Below are 18,448 nucleotides of genomic sequence, written 5' to 3'. Positions count from 1 at the left end.
GGCTCTTCCTGAGAATGCGGGCGGCCGACCCTGGCCGCCCCACGGGCTCAGCCCTGGACCAGCTTGGCCACGGCACGCTCGAAGCGCGCCAGACCCTCGGCGATATCGGCGTCCTCGACCACCAGGCTGGGGGCGAAGCGCACCACGTCCGGACTGGCCTGCAGCACCAGCAGGCCTTCGGCGCTGGCGGCATCCAGCACGGCCTTGGCCTTGCCCTTCCAGGCATCGTTCAGCACGCAGCCGAGCAGCAGGCCGAGGCCACGCACCTGGGTGAACAGGCCGTACTGCTCGCCGATCGCCTGCAGGCGCTGCTTGAACTGCTCGCTCTTGGCCTTGACGCCGTTCAGCACCTCGGGGGTATTGACGATGTCGAGCACCGCCTCGGCCACCGCACAGGCCAGCGGGTTACCGCCGTAGGTAGTGCCGTGGGTACCGACCGCCAGGTGTTTGGCCAGCTCGGTGGTGGTGAGCATGGCGCCGATGGGGAAACCACCACCCAGGCTCTTGGCGCTGGAGAGGATGTCCGGGGTGACGCCGTAATTCATGTAGGCGAACAGTTCGCCGGTGCGGCCCATGCCGCTCTGCACCTCGTCGAACACCAGCAGCGCATTGTGCTGGTCGCACAGGGCGCGGGCACCTTCCAGGTAGGCCTGATCGGCCGGCAGCACACCGCCCTCGCCCTGGATCGGCTCCAGCACCACGGCGCAGGTCTTGTCGGAAATGGCCGCCTTCAGCGCCTCCAGATCGTTGTAGGGCACATGGGTGATGCCCTCGATCTTCGGCCCGAAGCCGTCGGAATACTTGGGCTGACCGCCGACGCTGACGGTGAACAGGGTACGGCCGTGGAAACTGTTGATCGCGGCGATGATCTCGCACTTCTCGGGACCGAAACGGTCATGGGCGACGCGACGCGCCAGCTTGAACGCGGCCTCGTTGGCCTCGGCGCCGGAGTTGCAGAAGAACACGCGCTCGGCGAAGGTGGCGTCCACCAGCTTGTGGGCCAGACGCAGGGTCGGCTCGTTGGTGAACACGTTGGAGATGTGCCACAGGGTGTTGGCCTGCTCGGTCAGCGCCTTGACCAGCGCCGGATGGCAGTGACCGAGGGCGTTCACCGCAATGCCGCCGGCGAAGTCGATCAGCTCGCGACCACTCTGATCCCAGACTCGGGAGCCCTGGCCACGCACCGGAACGAAGGCGGCGGGAGCATAGTTGGGTACCAGATACTGGTCGAAATCGGCGCGTTGCACCGGCTCGTGCTGAACGGACATCGGGGCTCTCCTGAACAAGGAACACCGCACTAGATGTGCAGGTGATGGAAGGATTGTAGGGGCTGCCCACGGGCCCGCATTGTCGCCATGCGACAACTTCTTACAGCGGCAACCCGCGGTTTTCCTGGGCTTTCGCCAATGCGACAGAAAGCTCTGGAATTGCGCAGTTTAAACGCTGCGAGGGCAGCGCTACCCCATTTCCTTTTGTCCAGATCGCCTCAAGCAACCCGCGCCAGCGGAAACAGCCGCTTGAAATTGGCCGTGGTCTGCGCGGCCAGCGCCTCGAAGGACTCGCCACGGACCATGGCCAGGAACTCGGCCACCTCGCGCACGTATTGCGGCAGGTTGGGCTTGCCACGATGGGGGATGGGCGCGAGGTAGGGGGAATCGGTCTCCACCAGCAGGCGCTCGGCCGGCACCTTGCGCGCAACTTCGCGCAGGGCGTCGGCATTGCGGAAAGTCACGATGCCGGACAGCGAGATGTAGAAGCCGATATCCAGCGCCGCCTTGGCCATGTCCCAGTCCTCGGTGAAGCAGTGCAGCACGCCGGCCTGGGGCAAGGCGGCCTCGCGCAGCAGGGCCAGGGTATCGGCGCGCGCCTCGCGGGTATGCACGATGACCGGCTTGCCGGTGATCCGCGCGGCCTCCAGGTGCAGGCGGAAGGACTGCTGCTGCAGCTCGGCGGCCTCGGGCTCGTAGTGGTAGTCCAGGCCGGTCTCGCCGATGGCCACCACATGGGGGTGGTTGAGCTCGCCGAGCAGCCAGTCCAGCGCCGGCGCCTCGCCCTTCTCCAGGTCCAGCGGGTGCACGCCCACCGAGCAGTCGACATCGGCATAGCGTTCGGCCAGGGCCTTGACCGCGCCGGCGTTGGCGGCGCTGACACCGATGCACAGGAAATGCTGTACGCCGCGTTCGCGGGCGGCTTGCAGCGCGGCATCCAGGGAGCCGCCGTGCGCCTTGAGGTCGAGGCGATCGAGGTGGCAGTGGGAATCGACGAGCATGACTAAAGCCTCAAGCGGCAAGCCTCGGGTTAAAGCGAGCAGGCCAGCGCTTTCTTGTCGCTTGTGGCTTGCAGCTTGCCGCTGCTGTTACATGGTGTGGGTCGGCCGATCCGACTTCAGCGCGCCGGCCAGGTAGGTTTCGATCTTGTTGCGCGCGGTGTTGTCGCCATCGTTGAACTGCACGCCGACACCGGCCGCGCGGTTGCCCTGGGCGCCCTTGGGAGTGATCCACACCACCTTGCCGGCCACCGGGATCTTCTCCGGCTCGTCCATCAGGTTGAGCAGCATGAACACCTCGTCGCCGAGCTTGTAGCTCTTGGCGGTGGGGATGAACAGGCCGCCGTTCCTGATGAAGGGCATATAGGCGGCATACAGCACGGACTTGTCCTTGATGGTCAGGGACAGAATGCCGTTACGCGGCCCAAGGTTCGGTGGCAGACTCATGCGCTAATCCTGGCAACTTAATCCAATTTCCGATTCTAGCCCGGTCCGGTGAGGCTTGCCCACTGCACCAGCAAGGCTTCGAGAAGCAACGCACCGTTGAGGTTGGCCTTGCCCAGCACCTTCTGCCGCTGTTGCAGCAGCCAGTCCTGCATGGCCAGCAGCCTGGGCTGCGGCGTCTTGTCGGCCAGGTACTGCACCACCTTGCGCATATCGGCCAGGCCCAGGCCTTCCTCGTCGCGGCTCAGCTGGTAGCGCAGCATCAGCTGCGCCCAGTCGCAGAACCAGTCGAACAGCATCAGCGGCGGCAGGCTCTTCCAGGCCTCGGCCAGCTGGCTGGCGCTGGCCTGCTGCTTGAGCAGCTTCTTCACTCCCTCGACCACCAGGACGCGCTGCTCCAGCACGCCCTGGCCGTGCAGACGGCGCGCCGTCAGCGGCGAGCCGCCGGCCAGCGCCAGCAGCTCCTCGCGCTGCGCGGCCTCGCACTCGGGCAGCGCCTGGGCCAGCCAGGCCAGGCTCTGCTCGCGGGTCGGCTGCGGGCAGGCCTGCTGCACGCAGCGACTCTTCACGGTCGGCAGCAGACGGCTGGGCTGATGGCTGACCAGCAGCAGCACGGTGTTGCCGGAGGGCTCTTCGAGGCTCTTGAGCAGGGCGTTGGCGGCATTCAGGTTCATCGCCTCCACCGGTTCCAGCAGCACCACCTTGCGTCCGCCGAGCTGGGCGGTCTGCACCACGAAGCTCACCAGTTCGCGCACCTGGTCGACCTTGATCGCCTTGCCCTCCTCCTCCGGCTCCAGCACGAAGAGGTCCGGGTGGGTGCCGGCGGCCAGCAAATGACAGGCCTTGCACTGGCCACAGGCCTCCAGCCCGACCGGGGCCTGGCACAACAGGCGGGCGAGCAGGCGCTCGGCCAGCTCGCGCTTGCCGATGCCGGCTGGGCCGTGCAGCAGGTAGGCATGGGCATGCTGCGGGCGGCCGGCCAGCTGCGCCCAGAGCGTCGCCTGCCAGGGGTACAGATCAGCCACGGCAGCGCTCCAGGATGTCCGGCAGCAGCGCGGCGATGTCGCGCTGCACCGCCTCCAGCGGCTGCGCCGCGTCCAGCACGCGGTAACGCTCGGGGCTGGCGACGGCACGGCGCAGGTAGGTCTGGCGCACCGCCTCGAAGAAGGCCGAGCCTTCCTGCTCGAAGCGGTCCAGGCGACCGCGGGCGGCCGCGCGCGCCAGGCCGACCTCGATCGGCAGATCGAAGACCAGGCACAGATCCGGACGCAGCGGGCCCTGCACGAAGTCTTCCAGAATGGCGATGCGCACCTCGCCGAGGCCGCGACCGCCGCCCTGGTAAGCATAGGTGGCATCGGTGAAGCGGTCGCAGAGCACCACCGCGCCGCGTGCCAGTGCCGGGCGAATCACCCCGGTCAGATGCTGGGCGCGCGCGGCGAACATCAGCAGCAGTTCGGTGTCGCTGGCCATGCTCTCGTCGCTCGGGGTCAGCAGCAGCTCGCGGATGCGCTCGGCCAGCGGCGTGCCGCCCGGCTCGCGACTGAGCACCACCTCGATGCCCTGCTCGCGCAGGCGCGCGGCGAGGTATTCGCGATTGGTGCTCTTGCCGGCCCCTTCCGGGCCTTCCAGGGTGATGAACAGACCGCTCACGGGGTTTCCTTATCTGGGCGCGGGGCTGGAACGATAGTCGGCGCGGCGCTTGAGCTGATACTCGCGCACGGCCCGGTTGTGCTGTTCCAGGGTTTCCGAGAATACATGGCTGCCGTCGCCACGGGCGACGAAGTACAGGCTGCGCGCCGCCACCGGGTTGAGGGCGGCGTGGATCGCCTCGCGTCCGGCCAGGGCGATGGGCGTCGGCGGCATGCCGTCGATCACGTAGGTGTTGTAGGGCGTCGGCTCCTGCAGGTGGGCGCGGGTCAGGTTGCCGTTGTAGCGCTCGCCCAGGCCGAAGATCACCGTCGGGTCGGTCTGCAGGCGCATGCCGAGGCGCAGGCGGCGCACGAACACGCCGGCAATCTGCCCGCGCTCCTCGGCCACGCCGGTCTCCTTCTCCACCATGGAGGCCATGATCAGGGCGTCATAGGGCTTGCGATAGGGCAGCCCCTCGGCGCGCCGGACCCACTCCTCGTCCAGCACCTGATCCAGGCGCTGGCGGGCCAGCTTGAGCAGGTCGAAATCGCTCATGCCGCGCACATAGCGATAGGTATCGGGGAAGAAGCGCCCCTCGGGACTGACGCCGGGCAGGCCGAGGCGCTCCATCAGCGCCTTGTCGTCGAGCTCGCCCAGGGTCTGTGCCAGCGCCTCCTGGCGCGCCAGTGCGGCACGCACCTGACGGAAGCTCCAGCCCTCGACCAGGGTCAGGCTGTACTGCACCACCTCGCCGCGGCGCCACATATCGAGCAGATCGCGGGCGGTCTGCGTCGGCACCAGTCGATATTCACCGCTGTGCAACGGCTGGCTGGCGAAGTTGAAGCGCCAGTACAGGCGCAGCCACAAGGCGCCCTGCAGCACGCCCTCGCCCTGCAGGCGGTTGAGCAGGCCGCCGGGCGTGTCGCCGGGCACCACTTCGACCAGGCGCTCGGTCTGCAGCTGCAGCGGCTGGTCGAGGGCCGTCTGCAGGCGCCAGCCGGCCACGGCCAGCGCCAGCACGAGTGCCGCCAGACCCAGGGTCAGCAGCAGCAATAACTTGCGAATCACGAATCAGGAATCCAGAAGACTGCGAACAAGGGCCTGCAGTTTACGGGTCAGCGCTCCAGCCGGCCAGTCGCGGCCTTGCAACTGGCGTACCGGCCAGATGCCATAGAGGCCGTTGCACAGGAACACTTCGTCGGCGGCCAGCAGCTCGTCGTAGGCGATATCGCGCACCTGCAGCGCGATGCCCTCGCGCACGGCCAGTTCGAGGATCTGCGCGCGCATCACCCCGGCCACGCCACAGCGCGACAGCTCGGCGGTCAGCAGCACGCCGTCCTTGACCAGGAACAGGTTGCTGAATACCCCCTCGATCACCCGCCCCGACACATCGAGCATCAGGCCTTCGGCAAAAGCGCTGTCGCGCCACTCAGCGCGCGCCAGCACCTGTTCCAAGCGATTGAGGTGCTTGAGCCCGGCCAGCAGCGGCTGCTCGGCCAGGCGCGTGGTGCAGGGAAACAGGCGTATGCCATGTTCGGCGTTGTCGGCGGGATAGGCGGGCGCGGGACCACCCAGCAGGATACGCCGGGGGCTGGCCGACTCGGGCGGCGCATAGCCACGCAGGCCGTCGCCGCGGGTGACGATCAGCTTGGCCACACCCTCACCCAGCTCGGCGCAGAAGGCCTGCAGCTCGCCCTCCAGCGAGCCGAGATCGAGGGGCAACTGCAGGCGCCGGGCACCCTCGCCCAGCCTGGCCAGGTGCCGCGGCAGCAGCACGGCGCGCCCGCGGCGCACGGCGATGGTCTCGAACAGGCCGTCGCCGTAGGCCAGGCCACGGTCGCCCAGGGGCAGCTCCGTGGCCGGGCGACCGTCGATCCAGCTCGGCATCAGCCGTTGAAGCGGCGGAACACCAGCGAACCGTTGGTGCCGCCGAAGCCGAAGGAGTTGGACAGCACGGTGTCAATCGCCAGCGCCTTGGCCTGGTGCGGCACGAAGTCGAGGTCGCAGCCCTCGTCCGGCTCGTCCAGGTTAATGGTCGGCGGCGCTACCCGATCGCGCAGGGCCAGCACGCTGAAGATCGCCTCCACCGCGCCGGCGGCGCCGAGCAGGTGGCCGGTCATGGACTTGGTCGAACTGACGGCCAGCTTGTAGGCATGTTCGCCGAACACCTGCTTCACCGCGCTGGCCTCGGCCTTGTCACCGGCCGGGGTCGAGGTGCCGTGGGCATTGATGTAGTCGACCTGATCCGGGTTCAGGCCGGCGTCGCGCAGGGCATTGGCCATGCAGCGGGCGGCGCCGTCGCCGTCTTCCGGCGGCGAGGTCATGTGGAAGGCATCGCCGCTCATGCCGAAGCCGACCAGCTCGGCATGGATGATCGCGCCACGCGCCTTGGCGTGCTCCAGCTCTTCCAGCACCAGGGCGCCGGCGCCATCGGACAGCACGAAGCCGTCGCGACCCTTGTCCCAGGGCCGGCTGGCCTTCTCTGGCTCGTCATTGCGGGTGGACATGGCCCGAGCCGCGCCGAAACCGCCCATGCCCAGGCCGCAGGTGGCCATCTCGGCGCCGCCGGCGATCATCACGTCCGCCTCGCCATAGGCGATGTTGCGCGCGGCCATGCCGATGCAGTGGGTGCCGGTGGTGCAGGCGGTGGCGATGGCGTAGTTCGGCCCCTGCAGACCCAGGTGGATCGACAGGAAACCGGAAATCATGTTGATGATCGAGCCCGGCACGAAGAACGGCGAGATGCGCCGCGGGCCTTGCTCGAACAGGGTCTTGCAGGTGGCCTCGATGTTGGTCAGGCCGCCGATGCCGGAGCCCATGGCCACGCCGATGCGCTCGCGATTGGCGTCGGTGACTTCGAGGCCGGCATCGCGCATGGCCTGGAAGCTGGCCGCCAGGCCGTATTGGATGAACAGGTCGAGCTTGCGCGCTTCCTTGACCGACAGGTAGGGCTCGACGTCGAAACCCTTCACCGAACCGCCGATGCGGGTGGAGAAGGCCGACAGGTCCAGATGCTCGATCGGGCCGATGCCACTGCGACCAGCCAGGATGCCCTGCCAACTGCTGGCCACATCGACGCCCAAGGGCGACAGCATGCCCATACCGGTAACCACGACGCGTCTACGCGACACTGTTCAATCCTCTTGCTTGTTACTGACAGGCCCGATAAAGAAAAACCGCACGCCTTGAGGGCAGTGCGGCTTTTCTGGGCCGAAAACCGGCGATTACGAACGCTTAGGAATGCGCGTTGATGTAATCGATGGCTTCCTGAACGGTGGTGATCTTCTCAGCCTGCTCGTCCGGGATCTCGGTCTCGAATTCCTCTTCCAGAGCCATCACCAGCTCGACGGTGTCAAGGGAGTCGGCACCGAGGTCTTCGACGAAGGAGGCGCTGTTGGTCACTTCGTCTTCTTTGACGCCCAGTTGCTCGGCGACGATTTTCTTGACGCGTTCTTCGATGGTGCTCATGTCTTGTTTTCACTCCTGATGGAAAGATTCCGTGCAGCTGGGCTGCAGTGTATAGAAAGGGTTTTCAAACTTTCAAGCCGGTCGCCCGGGCCCTTCCGTACTGCCGTCTACCGCCGGTTGCACTTTTGTAACGGACTTTAGACGGCTTTTATGACATTTTCCCGAAGGGCCGAGTCACATCACATGTACATGCCGCCGTTGACCGGCACGGTAGCACCGGTGACGTAGGCCGCGCCGTCGGAGGCGAGGAAGCCGACCACCTTGGCGATCTCCTCGGCCTGGCCGAGGCGGCCCAGCGGAATCTGGGTCAGCATAGCCTCGCGCTGGGCGTCCGACAGTTCGCGAGTCATGTCGGTATCGATGAAGCCCGGCGCCACCGAGTTGACGGTGATGGAGCGCGAGCCCACTTCGCGCGCCAGGGCGCGGCTGAAACCTTCCAGGCCGGCCTTGGCCGCCGCGTAGTTGGTTTGCCCGGCGTTGCCCATGGCACCGACCACCGAGCCGATGCTGATGATGCGGCCCCAGCGCGCCTTGGTCATGCCACGCAGCACGGCCTTGGACAGACGGAACAGGCTGTTGAGGTTGGTGTTGATGACGTCGAACCACTCCTCGTCCTTCATCCGCAGCATCAGGTTGTCGCGGGTGATGCCGGCGTTGTTGACCAGGATGGCGACGGCGCCGAAATCCTTCTGGATCTGCTCCAGGACGGCGTTGACCGACTCGTCGCTGGCCACGTCGAGCATCAGGCCGGCGCCCTGGATGCCCTGCTCCTTGAGTGCCTCGCCGATGCGCGCGGCGCCCGCCTCGCTGGTGGCGGTGCCGATGACGACCGCGCCCTGGCGGCCCAGCTCGAACGCGATGGCCTGACCTATGCCACGGCTGGCGCCGGTGACCAGTGCGACCTTGCCTTGCAGACTCATGATGCTCTCCTTAACGAATCAGGCCAGCGCCGCGCGCACGGCGGCGAAGGCGTCCGGGGTTTCCAGATTGTGGGTGTTGATGCCCTTGGCACAGCGCTTGTTGAGACCGGCCAGGACCTTGCCGGGACCGCATTCGACCAGTTCGGTGACGCCCTGGGCGGCCAGGTAGGTCACGCTCTCCACCCAGCGCACCGGGCTGTACAGCTGGGCCAGCAGGTCGCGCTTGAGGCTGTCCAGGTCGGCCGGCACCGCGGCGCTGACATTCTGCACCAGGGCGATCTGCGGCGCCTGCCAGGCCAGGGCATTGACCGCCTCGGCGAACTTCTCGGCCGCCGGGCGCATCAGCGCGCAGTGCGACGGCACGCTGACCGGCAGCGGCATGGCGCGCTTGGCGCCACGCGCCTTGCACGCCTCGATGGCGCGGGCGACGGCGGCGGCACCACCGGCGATCACCACCTGGCCGGGTGCGTTGAAATTCACCGCGCTGACCACCTCGCCATTGGCGGCCTCTGCACAGGCGGCCAGCACGTCGGCATCTTCCAGGCCGAGGATGGCGGCCATGCCGCCCTGCCCGGCCGGCACCGCCTGCTGCATCAGTTGGCCACGCAGTTCGACCAGCTTGACCGCATCACGAAACTCGAGGGCACCGGCGGCCACCAGCGCGGAGTATTCGCCCAGGCTGTGGCCGGCGACGAAGACCGGACGCGCGTCGCCCTCGGCCAGCCACAGACGCCACAGGGCGATGGAAGCGGTGAGGATGGCCGGCTGGGTCTTGTCGGTCTCGTTCAGGCGCTCTTCCGGCCCCTGCTGGGTCAGGGCCCAGAGGTCATAACCGAGCGCGTCGGAGGCCTCGCCGAAGGTATCGCGGATCGAACCCTGCTGGGCGCCGATCTCGGCGAGCATGCCGAGCGACTGCGAGCCTTGGCCGGGGAAGACAAATGCGAGGGAGGCAGACATCGAAACTTTCCCTTATCTGGTCGGAGAAACGGCCTGGCGAAACAAGCCGGAAATTGCAGATTGGATGGAGCCGGAGCGGCTGCGGTCACAGCCGCAGCCAGCGCAGAGGGGAAAAGGAGCCGGCAGACGCTAGAGCAGCAGGTCCCCGAGGCGGCCATGCAGGCGCTGCGGCAGATTCTCGCGCACTTCGACCACAGCCCGACGAATGGCACTCTGAAAGGCCTCGACGCTGGCGCCGCCGTGGCTCTTCACCACGATCTCCTGCAAGCCGAGGAAGCTGGCGCCGTTGTGCTGGGCCGGTGCCAGCTCGTCCCGCAGACGCTTGAGCAGAGGCAGCGCCACTGCACCGGCGATCTTGGACACCAGGTTTTCGCTGAACAGCGCCTCGATACGCGCCGAGATCATCGACACCAGGCCCTCGCTGGACTTGAGCAGGATGTTGCCGACGAAACCGTCGCACACCACCACGTCGGCCTCGCCTCGGTACAGGCCATCGCCCTCGACGAAACCTATGTAGTTGAGCCCCGGCGCCTGTTGCAGCAGGCTGGCGGCCAACTTGACCTGCTGGTTGCCCTTGATGTTCTCGGTACCGACATTGAGCAGCGCCACCCGCGGCTCGCGCACGCCCTGCGCCTCTGCCGCCACCGCGCCCATCAGGGCGAACTGGTAGAGCTGCTCGGCGCTGCAATCGACATTGGCGCCCAGATCGAGCAGATGACAGACGCCCTTGGCAGTGGGCACGGCCGTGACCATCGCCGGCCGATCGATGCCGGGCAGTGTCTTGAGGATATACAGCGACAACGCCATCAGCGCGCCGGTGTTGCCGGCACTGACGCAGGCCTGGGCGCGACCGCTGCGCACCTGCTCCAGCATCACGCGCATGGAAGCATCGGGCTTGCCGCGCAGGGCATGGGTGGGCCGCTCATCCATGCCGATCACTTCGCTGGCATGCTCGACGAGCAGGCGCGAACGATCGACACCCGGATGTCGGGCGATCAACTCTTCGAGGAGGGGGGCTTGGCCGACTAGGACCAGGTGAAGCGAGGGGAACTCGGCCAGACTGGCGATGCAGGCCGGAACAATGCAGTGGGGACCGTAGTCCCCACCCATTGCATCAATCGCGATCAGCGGAGCGGACAAGGATTACTCGTCGGCGCCCTTGTCGACCACTTTGCGACCACGGTAGAAGCCGTCCGGAGACACGTGGTGACGCAGGTGAACTTCACCGGTGCTCTTCTCGACGGACAGGGCGTTGGCCTCGAGCGCGTCGTGGGAACGGCGCATGTCGCGGGCAGAGCGGGATTTTTTGTTCTGCTGAACAGCCATAACTCAATAACTCCTAAACGTTTGGGTCACGCTTTAACTGCGCCAAAACACTGAACGGGTTGGACCGCGATACCTCGTCCTGACTCGGCTCGGGCTCGTCGCCACCGGCCGGTTGCTGGCATTCCTCGGGTGCATGGGCCGGAACGATGGGCAGAGCGAGCAGCAGCTCATCTTCGACCAGCGTCAGCAGATCCAGAGGATCCTCACCCATTTCCAGCACGTCATAGCCCTTGGGCAGCGACTGGGTATCCGCTCCTTCCTTCACCACCGCGTAATGACATTCGCTGCGGATCGGCAGGGCGACCAGTTCCAGACAACGCTGGCAAATCATCTTGACCTCAACCTCGAGCTCACTGTGAATATTCACAGCACGACGCTCGTCACGCTCGAAGACCAGCTTCGCGCGCACCTTGCCGGAATTGTCTTCCAGCGAGTCGCACAGCCGCTCGAAACTGGCCAGCGGCATCTCTCCTTCGAGAGTGGCACCGCGATCGGCGAGTTTGCGCGGATCAACGTGAGGTGGAATCGGCCCATTCGACATAGGCGCGGCATTTTAGGGATGCACCCCGCCGCTGTCAAAGCATTTCCACCCTGTCCGTCTCCCGCCACGCCCGCTAGAATCGCGCGCCTCAACAGGAGATCGATCATGCCGCCTCTAGTCCTAGCCTCAAGCTCGCCCTACCGCCGCGAGCTGCTGACCCGCCTGCGTATTCCCTTCGCCTGGGCAGCGCCGGCCGTAGACGAAACGCCGCACCCCGAAGAGAGCGCCACCGCCCTGGCACGCCGCCTGGCCGAGAGCAAGGCTCGCGCCCTGCGCCAGCAATACCCCACCCACCTGATCATCGGCTCGGACCAGGTCGCCGTGCTGGGCGAGCAGATACTCGGCAAGCCCCATGACTTCGACCGCGCCCGTCAGCAGCTGCTGGCCGCCAGCGGCAGCAGTGTGACCTTTCTTACCGGCCTGGCTCTGCTCGACAGCGCCAGCGGCCGCTGCCAGGTGGATGCGGTGCCCTTCACCGTGCACTTCCGCGCACTCAGCGAGGAGCAGATCGACCGCTACCTGCGGGCCGAACAGCCCTACGACTGCGCCGGCAGCTTCAAGGCCGAGGGCCTCGGCGTAAGCCTGTTTCGCGCCACCGAAGGCGAGGACGGCACCAGCCTGATCGGCCTACCACTGATCCGCCTGGTGCAGATGCTGGACAGGGAAGGTATCGCCATTCCCTGACCCCTATATAAGGAGGGCTCAGCGCAGCGCCGGCCCCTGGAAGCCCATCCACAGCGCCAGGCGCTCGGCGACGCTGGCACCCAGCTTCTTGGTGAAGCGATCCAGCGGGCTCTCTTCCTTGGTGAAGTCGACTATGGTCTTGGCACCTATCACCTCGCGCGCCACATAGCTGCTGCTACCCAGGGCATCCACCAAGCCCAGTTGCAGCGCCTGCTCGCCGGACCAGATCAGGCCGGAGAACAGCTCGGGGTGTTCGTCGGCCTTGAGCCTGTCGCCACGCCCCTGCCGCACGCTGTCGATGAACTGCTGATGGGTGGTCTCCAGCACGCTCTTCCAGAACCGCGTCTCCTCCTCCTTCGGCGGCTGGAAGGGGTCGAGGAAGGCCTTGTGCTCGCCGGAGGTGTAGACCCGCCGATCCACGCCCAGCTTCTCCATGGCACCGACGAAGCCGAAGGTCGCCGCGGTCACACCAATGGAACCCACCAGACTGGCCTTGTCGGCATAGATATGATCGGCGGCACTGGCGATGTAGTAGGCGCCGGAAGCCCCCAGGTCACTGATCACCGCATAGACCTTGATATCCGGATACTCGCCGCGCAGGCGCTTGATCTCGTCGTAGATGTAACCGGACTGCACCGGGCTGCCACCGGGACTATTGACGCGCAGGATGATGCCCTTGGTCTTCTTGTTCTCGAAGGCCGCGCGCAGGCTGCTGACGATATTGTCGGCACTGGCCTGTTCGTCGGCCATGATCATGCCGCGCACCTCGATCAGCGCGGTATGGCTCTCCGCCACCGAGGCACCCTTGCCCAGCTTCAGCAGCGGAGAGAACAGCAGCAGGGTGCCGAACAGGTAAACGAACACCAGCAGCTTGAAGAAAATACCCCAGCGCCGCGCCCGCCGCTGCTCGATGACCGAGGCCTGCAGGGTCTTCTCCAGCAGCTGCCAGGCCCTTTCGTCGCCCGCGACCTTCAATTCATCCGACATATTCACCCACCTCATCAGTCCTAACGGCCGCGCCCTGCGCCAACCAGGCACGCAGCTCGGAAAAATCCTCTATCGCCAGGCGCGGCCCGAAGGCGCGCAAGGCCTCCAGCGGCTGCGCGCCGAAACCGACCGCCACCGCATCCACCCCGGCATTGTTCGCCATCTGCAGATCGAACGCCGAGTCGCCGACCATCAGCGCCCGCTCGGGCGCCACGCCACAATGCGCCAGGATCTCCTGCAGCATGCGCGGATGCGGCTTGCTCGCCGTCTCGTCGGCGCAACGCGTCACGTCGAAGTAATCCAGCCAGCCACGCCCCTGCAGCACCTTGTGCAGGCCGCGACGACTCTTGCCGGTGGCCACGGCCAGGCGATAGCCCTGCGCACGAAAGACCTCCAGCGACTCGGCGACCCCGGGAAACAGCGGCGACGGCTGATTCTCCAGCGCCAGGTAATGCTCACCATAGCCGAGCCGAAAACGCTCGATCAGGGCCGCCTCGCGCACCTGCGGATACAGGGCCTGGATCGCCTCGGGCAGACCGAGGCCGATGATGCCCTTGATCGCCTCGTCGCTGAGCCGCGGCAGTTCGCAGAATTCGGCGGCACGGTGCATGGACTCGACGATACGACCTATGGAGTCGACCAGCGTGCCGTCCCAGTCGAAGATCAGCAGCTGATAGTCAGTCACCGAGGCGCTCCAGGGTCTGCACCCACACGTCGTCGACCTCGGCCTGCAGCTCCAGGTGCTGGCCGTCCGGCAGCTCGATCTTCAGCCGGTAGGCGTGCAGGAACAGGCGCTTGCCACCCAGCTCGCGAATCTCGCGGGTGAACTCCTCGTCGCCATACTTGGCGTCGCCGGCAATCGAATGCCCGGCATGCTTGGCATGTACACGAATCTGGTGGGTACGCCCGGTGATCGGGCTGGCCTCGACCAGGGTGGCGAACTCGCCGAAGCGGCGCAGCACGCGGAACTCGGTGAGCGCCTCCTTGCCCTCGGGGTCGACCTCGACCATGCGCTCGCCGGAGCGCAGGTTGTTCTTCAGCAGCGGCGCGGCGACCTTCTTCTTCGAGGTCGGCCAGCTGCCACGCACCAGCGCCATGTAGCGCTTGTCCACGCCGTCGCCGCGCAGCGCCTCGTGCAAGTGGCGCAGCATGCTGCGCTTCTTGGCGATCATCAGCAGGCCGGAGGTGTCGCGATCCAGGCGGTGCACCAGCTCCAGATCCTTGGCGTCGGGACGCAGCTGGCGGAACGCCTCGATCACCCCGTAACTCAGGCCGCTGCCGCCATGCACGGCGATGCCGGCCGGCTTGTTGATCACCAGCAGCGCCTTGTCCTCGTAGACGATGGCCGCCTCCAGGCGCTCGAGCAGGCCCTGGGCCAGCGGCGCCGGCTCGTCGCGCTCGGCCAGGCGCAGCGGCGGCACACGCACCACATCGCCGGCCTGCAGCTTGTATTCGGGCTTGATCCGCCCCTTGTTCACCCGCACCTCGCCCTTGCGCAGGATGCGGTAGATAAGCGTCTTCGGCACGCCCTTGAGCTGGGTGCGGAGGAAATTGTCGATGCGCTGGCCGGCAAGCTCAGGCGCGACCTCGAGCAGCTGGACGCCGGAGGTCGGGGAGGCGGGAGTAGTCATTCGCGGATCATAACAATTTTTATGGAATTGAAGCACTTAATCATTGCTGATATAGTCGCGAACGCCGCCAAAAGCGGCCCGGTCAGCGGATGATCGACAACCTTGCCATCCCTGCCGAACGCAACCCTTTCAGGACGTGAGGCCGTCCGACGGTGTTCTCGCCGCACAGAGCGCGACGAATGCCGGAAACAACGCCTTGAGCCAAAGAGCCTGGAGCGCGGAATCGCGGCCAGTCTCCACAGACGCGCAGGCCCAGCCTGCGATAATGCAAACCCGCTGCGGATACAGCGCGCGGCACCCGATTTCAGCGATACGTGTAGGGTGGAGATGCACAACCGTCGGACAGCGTAGCTACAGGCATTACCCAGACGCTTCACCATCGTCCGCACCGACCGGTTGATTCCTCCCCTGACTGAGTGCTTCTGTCACCACAGCAAGCAGGAGCGTAGTCGCGGCACCGGCCCCCACTGGCCCGAGCCGCTGGACACTGGAGTGATTTACGACCACTCCCGAGCGCGCCCTGACACCGACCCTGAGAGTCGTGTGTGCCAACCGCCGTTTCCGGCAGCCCCGGAAACCATTGGTACAACATGAAAAGAATGCTGATCAACGCAACTCAACCCGAAGAGTTGCGTGTCGCCCTGGTAGACGGCCAGAAGCTCTACGACCTGGACATCGAGTCCGGCGCCCGCGAGCAGAAGAAGGCCAACATCTACAAGGGCCGCATCACCCGCGTCGAGCCCAGCCTCGAGGCGGCCTTCGTCGACTTCGGCGCCGAGCGCCACGGCTTCCTGCCGCTCAAGGAAATCTCCCGCGAATACTTCAGCAAGTCGCCCGAAGGCGGCCGCGTCAACATCAAGGAAGTACTGAAGGAAGGCCAGGAAGTCATCGTCCAGGTCGAGAAGGAAGAGCGCGGCAACAAGGGCGCCGCCCTCACCACCTTCATCAGCCTGGCCGGCCGCTACCTGGTGCTGATGCCCAATAACCCGCGCGCCGGCGGCATCTCCCGGCGCATCGAGGGCGACGAGCGCGCCGAACTGCGCGAGGCGCTGAACGGCCTCAACGCCCCCGCCGACATGGGCCTGATCGTGCGCACCGCCGGCCTGGGCCGCTCCAGCGAGGAGCTGCAGCTCGACCTGGACTACCTGATCCAGCTGTGGACCGCGATCAAGGACGCCTCCCAGGACCGCGCCGCGCCCTTCCTGATCTACCAGGAATCCAACGTCATCATCCGCGCCATTCGCGACTACCTGCGCCAGGACATCGGCGAGGTGCTGGTGGACAGCGTCGAAGCCCAGGAAGAAGCCCTGGCCTTCATCCAGCAGGTCATGCCGCAGTACGCCAGCAAGATCAAGCTGTACGAAGACAGCGTGCCGCTGTTCAACCGCTTCCAGATCGAAAGCCAGATCGAAACCGCCTTCCAGCGCGAAGTGAAGTTGCCGTCCGGCGGCTCCATCGTCATCGACCCGACCGAGGCCCTGGTATCCATCGACATCAACTCGGCGCGCGCCACCAAGGGCGGCGACATCGAGGAAACCGCCCTGCAGACCAACCTGGAAGCGGCCGAGGAAATCGCCCGCCAGCTGCGCCTGCGCGATATCGGCGGCCTGATCGTCATCGACTTCATCGACATGACCCCGGCGAAGAACCAGCGCGCCGTGGAAGAGAAGGTCCGCGAGGCCCTGGAGGCCGACCGCGCCCGCGTGCAGGTCGGCCGCATCTCGCGCTTCGGCCTGCTGGAGATGTCCCGCCAGCGCCTGCGTCCGTCGCTGGGCGAGACCAGCGGCATCGTCTGCCCGCGCTGCAACGGCCAGGGCATCATCCGTGACGTCGAGTCGCTGTCGCTGGCCATCCTGCGCCTGATCGAGGAAGAAGCCCTGAAGGACCGTACCGCCGAGGTTCGCGCCCAGGTGCCGATCCCGGTTGCCGCCTTCCTGCTCAACGAGAAGCGCAACAGCATCACCAAGATCGAGCTGCGCACCCGCGCACGCATCATCATCCTGCCGAACGACCATCTGGAAACCCCGCACTTCGAAGTCCAGCGCCTGCGCGACGACAGCCCGGAAGTGCTCAGCGGCCAGTCCAGCTACGAGATGGCCAAGGCCGAGACCGAGGAAGAGCCGGCCAGCGCCACCCGCACCCTGGTCCGCCAGGAAGCTGCGCTGAAGGCCACCCCGCCGCGCCCCGCCGCGCCGACCCCGGCCGCCCCGCTGACCCCGGCCGCGCCGACGCCGCAGCCGAGCCTGTTCAAGGGCCTGGTCAAGTCGCTGGTGAGCCTGTTCGCCGGCAAGGAAGAAGAGCAGCAGCCGGTCGCCGAAACCAAGCCCGCCGAGCGCAAGCCGCGTGGCGACGAGCGCCGCGGCGGCCGCCAGCAGAACCGTCGCGACGGTCGCGGCAACCGCGACCGCGGCGAACGTGGCGAACGTGGCGAACGTGGCGAGCGCGAAGAGCGCAAACCGCGTGAGGAGCGTCAACCGCGCGAAGCCCGCGAGGACCGCCAGCCCCGTGAAGAGCGCCAGGAGCGTCAGCCGCGCGAGGCCCGCGAGCCGCGTGAGCCGCGCGAAGGCCAGGAGAACCGTCGCGAGCGTGGCGAGCGCCCGCCGCGCGAAGGCCGCGAGCCGCGCGAAGAGCGCCGCCGCGAACTGCGCGAGCCGCTGGATGCCGCTACTGGCGAAGGCCAGGAGCAGCGTGCCGAGCGCAAGCCGCGCGAAGAGCGTCAGCCGCGCCCGCCGCGTGAGGAGCGTCAACCGCGCGCCGAGCAACTGACTGCCGAAGTCGCCGAAGAGGAAGTGCTGGACGGCGCCGAGCAGTTGGAAGATGGCCAGGAAGCCGGCGAAGGCGGCGAGCGTCCGCGTCGCCGCTCGCGTGGCCAGCGTCGCCGCAGCAACCGCCGCGAGCGCCTGCGCGATGCCGACGGCAACCCGATCGTCGAAGAAGGCGAAGAGGCCGCCGAGGGCGCCGATAGCAACGCAGTAGCCAGCACCGTCGAGGGCGCTGCCGTGGCCGCGACCAGCGTCGCCGCCACTGTGGCCAGCGAGGAGGCTCCGACCCAGGCGGAACCGGCCCCGGTCGCCGAGCAGCAGCCGCAGCCGAGCGAAGGCGAAGCCGTGGCCGAGGAACCCGCAGCTCCGGCCGCCGCCAGCGAGCCGGTCGAAGCGGTCGAGCCGGTCAGCGCGCCTGTCGAGCAGGCCCCCGCCGAGCCGGTGATCGAGGTCGAGGCTCCGGCCCCGGCTGCCAGCCCCGAGCCGGTCAGCGGCGGCCGCGCCGCCAACGACCCGCGCGAAGTGCGTCGCCGCCAACAGGAGGCCGCCCGCCGTGCCGCCGAGGCAGCCGCAGCCGCCGCAGCGCCTGCCGAAGAGCCCAGCGCGCCGGAGCAGAGCGTTGCCGCTCAGGTAGAGGGCCCGGCGGAATCGGCACCGAGCGAGGCCAGCGTCGAGGCGGCTGCCGAACCGGCTGTCGAGTCTGCGCCCGAGGCCGAGCAGGCTCAGCAACCCGCCGCGAGCGAGTCGGCTGGCGAGCAGCAGAGCGAAGCGCCTGCCGAGGACGCCCCCAAGGCGGCCGAGGAAGAGGCCAAGCCGCAGGTCTAAGAGCCGCG

The 18,448-nt window shown here is 67.0% G+C and carries 19 protein-coding genes; 2 read left to right on the top strand and 17 right to left on the bottom strand.

The genetic code is table 11. From position 1 onward, the window contains the following. Positions 1 to 47: 47 nt before the first annotated feature. The 14 genes from AAFN46_RS04970 to AAFN46_RS04905 form a co-directional block, all read right to left on the bottom strand. Complete coding sequence (locus AAFN46_RS04970; RefSeq protein ID WP_347807583.1) at positions 48 to 1,268, bottom strand: aspartate aminotransferase family protein; 1,221 nt, start codon at positions 1,266 to 1,268, stop codon at positions 48 to 50. A gap of 218 nt (positions 1,269 to 1,486) precedes the next feature. Next, complete coding sequence (locus AAFN46_RS04965) at positions 1,487 to 2,269, bottom strand: TatD family hydrolase (protein WP_347807582.1); 783 nt, start codon at positions 2,267 to 2,269, stop codon at positions 1,487 to 1,489. Between the two features lie 87 nt (positions 2,270 to 2,356). Continuing rightward, entirely contained in the window at positions 2,357 to 2,713 is a 357-nt protein-coding gene (locus tag AAFN46_RS04960) for a PilZ domain-containing protein (RefSeq protein WP_043310025.1), read from the bottom strand. A gap of 35 nt (positions 2,714 to 2,748) precedes the next feature. Beyond that, positions 2,749 to 3,735 carry a DNA polymerase III subunit delta' gene (locus AAFN46_RS04955; protein WP_347807581.1) on the bottom strand — a complete coding sequence of 329 codons (987 nt, stop codon included), beginning with the start codon at positions 3,733 to 3,735 and terminating at the stop codon, positions 2,749 to 2,751. Further along, the gene (gene tmk / locus AAFN46_RS04950) at positions 3,728 to 4,360 is read right to left on the bottom strand and encodes a dTMP kinase (protein ID WP_347807580.1); all 633 of its coding nucleotides are present in this window, start codon (positions 4,358 to 4,360) and stop codon (positions 3,728 to 3,730) included. The genes AAFN46_RS04955 and tmk overlap by 8 nt, the downstream gene beginning before the upstream one ends. Before the next feature lie 9 nt (positions 4,361 to 4,369). Further along, a complete protein-coding gene (mltG, locus tag AAFN46_RS04945; protein ID WP_347807579.1) occupies positions 4,370 to 5,407 on the bottom strand; it encodes an endolytic transglycosylase MltG in 1,038 nt (345 codons plus the stop codon). Positions 5,408 to 5,410: 3 nt separating this feature from the next. Next, on the bottom strand, positions 5,411 to 6,226 hold the full coding sequence (gene pabC / locus AAFN46_RS04940; protein ID WP_347807578.1) for an aminodeoxychorismate lyase: 816 nt from the start codon (positions 6,224 to 6,226) through the stop codon (positions 5,411 to 5,413). Continuing rightward, positions 6,226 to 7,470 carry a beta-ketoacyl-ACP synthase II gene (gene fabF, locus AAFN46_RS04935; protein WP_347807577.1) on the bottom strand — a complete coding sequence of 415 codons (1,245 nt, stop codon included), beginning with the start codon at positions 7,468 to 7,470 and terminating at the stop codon, positions 6,226 to 6,228. The genes pabC and fabF overlap by 1 nt, the downstream gene beginning before the upstream one ends. 103 nt (positions 7,471 to 7,573) lie before the next feature. Beyond that, positions 7,574 to 7,807: an acyl carrier protein gene (acpP, locus tag AAFN46_RS04930; RefSeq protein WP_043310031.1), complete on the bottom strand. Its 234-nt coding sequence runs from the start codon at positions 7,805 to 7,807 to the stop codon at positions 7,574 to 7,576. A gap of 179 nt (positions 7,808 to 7,986) precedes the next feature. Beyond that, positions 7,987 to 8,727 carry a 3-oxoacyl-ACP reductase FabG gene (fabG, locus tag AAFN46_RS04925; RefSeq protein ID WP_347807576.1) on the bottom strand — a complete coding sequence of 247 codons (741 nt, stop codon included), beginning with the start codon at positions 8,725 to 8,727 and terminating at the stop codon, positions 7,987 to 7,989. 18 nt (positions 8,728 to 8,745) lie between these two features. Further along, positions 8,746 to 9,684 carry an ACP S-malonyltransferase gene (fabD, locus tag AAFN46_RS04920; protein ID WP_347807575.1) on the bottom strand — a complete coding sequence of 313 codons (939 nt, stop codon included), beginning with the start codon at positions 9,682 to 9,684 and terminating at the stop codon, positions 8,746 to 8,748. A gap of 129 nt (positions 9,685 to 9,813) precedes the next feature. Further along, on the bottom strand, positions 9,814 to 10,824 hold the full coding sequence (plsX, locus tag AAFN46_RS04915) for a phosphate acyltransferase PlsX (protein ID WP_347807574.1): 1,011 nt from the start codon (positions 10,822 to 10,824) through the stop codon (positions 9,814 to 9,816). A 3-nt stretch (positions 10,825 to 10,827) separates the two neighbouring features. After that, on the bottom strand, positions 10,828 to 11,010 hold the full coding sequence (rpmF, locus tag AAFN46_RS04910) for a 50S ribosomal protein L32 (protein ID WP_037043129.1): 183 nt from the start codon (positions 11,008 to 11,010) through the stop codon (positions 10,828 to 10,830). A 13-nt stretch (positions 11,011 to 11,023) separates the two neighbouring features. Beyond that, positions 11,024 to 11,551: a YceD family protein gene (locus AAFN46_RS04905; RefSeq protein ID WP_347807573.1), complete on the bottom strand. Its 528-nt coding sequence runs from the start codon at positions 11,549 to 11,551 to the stop codon at positions 11,024 to 11,026. A gap of 105 nt (positions 11,552 to 11,656) precedes the next feature. Between AAFN46_RS04905 and AAFN46_RS04900 the strand changes: the two genes are divergently transcribed. Continuing rightward, positions 11,657 to 12,235 (top strand): nucleoside triphosphate pyrophosphatase, encoded by a 579-nt coding sequence (locus AAFN46_RS04900; protein WP_347807572.1) that lies wholly within the window; start codon positions 11,657 to 11,659, stop codon positions 12,233 to 12,235. An 18-nt stretch (positions 12,236 to 12,253) separates the two neighbouring features. Here the strand turns inward: AAFN46_RS04900 and sppA are convergent, their stop codons facing one another. Genes sppA through rluC form a run of 3 tightly spaced genes read right to left on the bottom strand, consistent with a single transcriptional unit; the run spans position 12,254 to position 14,853 of the window. Continuing rightward, the gene (gene sppA, locus AAFN46_RS04895; RefSeq protein WP_347807571.1) at positions 12,254 to 13,222 is read right to left on the bottom strand and encodes a signal peptide peptidase SppA; all 969 of its coding nucleotides are present in this window, start codon (positions 13,220 to 13,222) and stop codon (positions 12,254 to 12,256) included. After that, complete coding sequence (locus tag AAFN46_RS04890; protein ID WP_347807570.1) at positions 13,212 to 13,907, bottom strand: HAD-IA family hydrolase; 696 nt, start codon at positions 13,905 to 13,907, stop codon at positions 13,212 to 13,214. The genes sppA and AAFN46_RS04890 overlap by 11 nt, the downstream gene beginning before the upstream one ends. Then, positions 13,900 to 14,853 (bottom strand): 23S rRNA pseudouridine(955/2504/2580) synthase RluC, encoded by a 954-nt coding sequence (gene rluC / locus AAFN46_RS04885; protein ID WP_347807569.1) that lies wholly within the window; start codon positions 14,851 to 14,853, stop codon positions 13,900 to 13,902. Before rluC ends, AAFN46_RS04890 begins: the two co-directional genes overlap by 8 nt. Before the next feature lie 590 nt (positions 14,854 to 15,443). Between rluC and rne the strand changes: the two genes are divergently transcribed. After that, positions 15,444 to 18,440: a ribonuclease E gene (gene rne / locus AAFN46_RS04880; protein ID WP_347807568.1), complete on the top strand. Its 2,997-nt coding sequence runs from the start codon at positions 15,444 to 15,446 to the stop codon at positions 18,438 to 18,440. Positions 18,441 to 18,448: the final 8 nt, after the last annotated feature.

The sequence above is a fragment of the Pseudomonas sp. CAU 1711 genome, from assembly GCF_039888625.1.
In the GTDB taxonomy this organism is placed as follows: Bacteria; Pseudomonadota; Gammaproteobacteria; order Pseudomonadales; family Pseudomonadaceae; genus Aquipseudomonas.
Note: the sequence above shows the minus strand (reverse complement) of the source record. Positions and strands in the feature narration are given on the sequence as shown.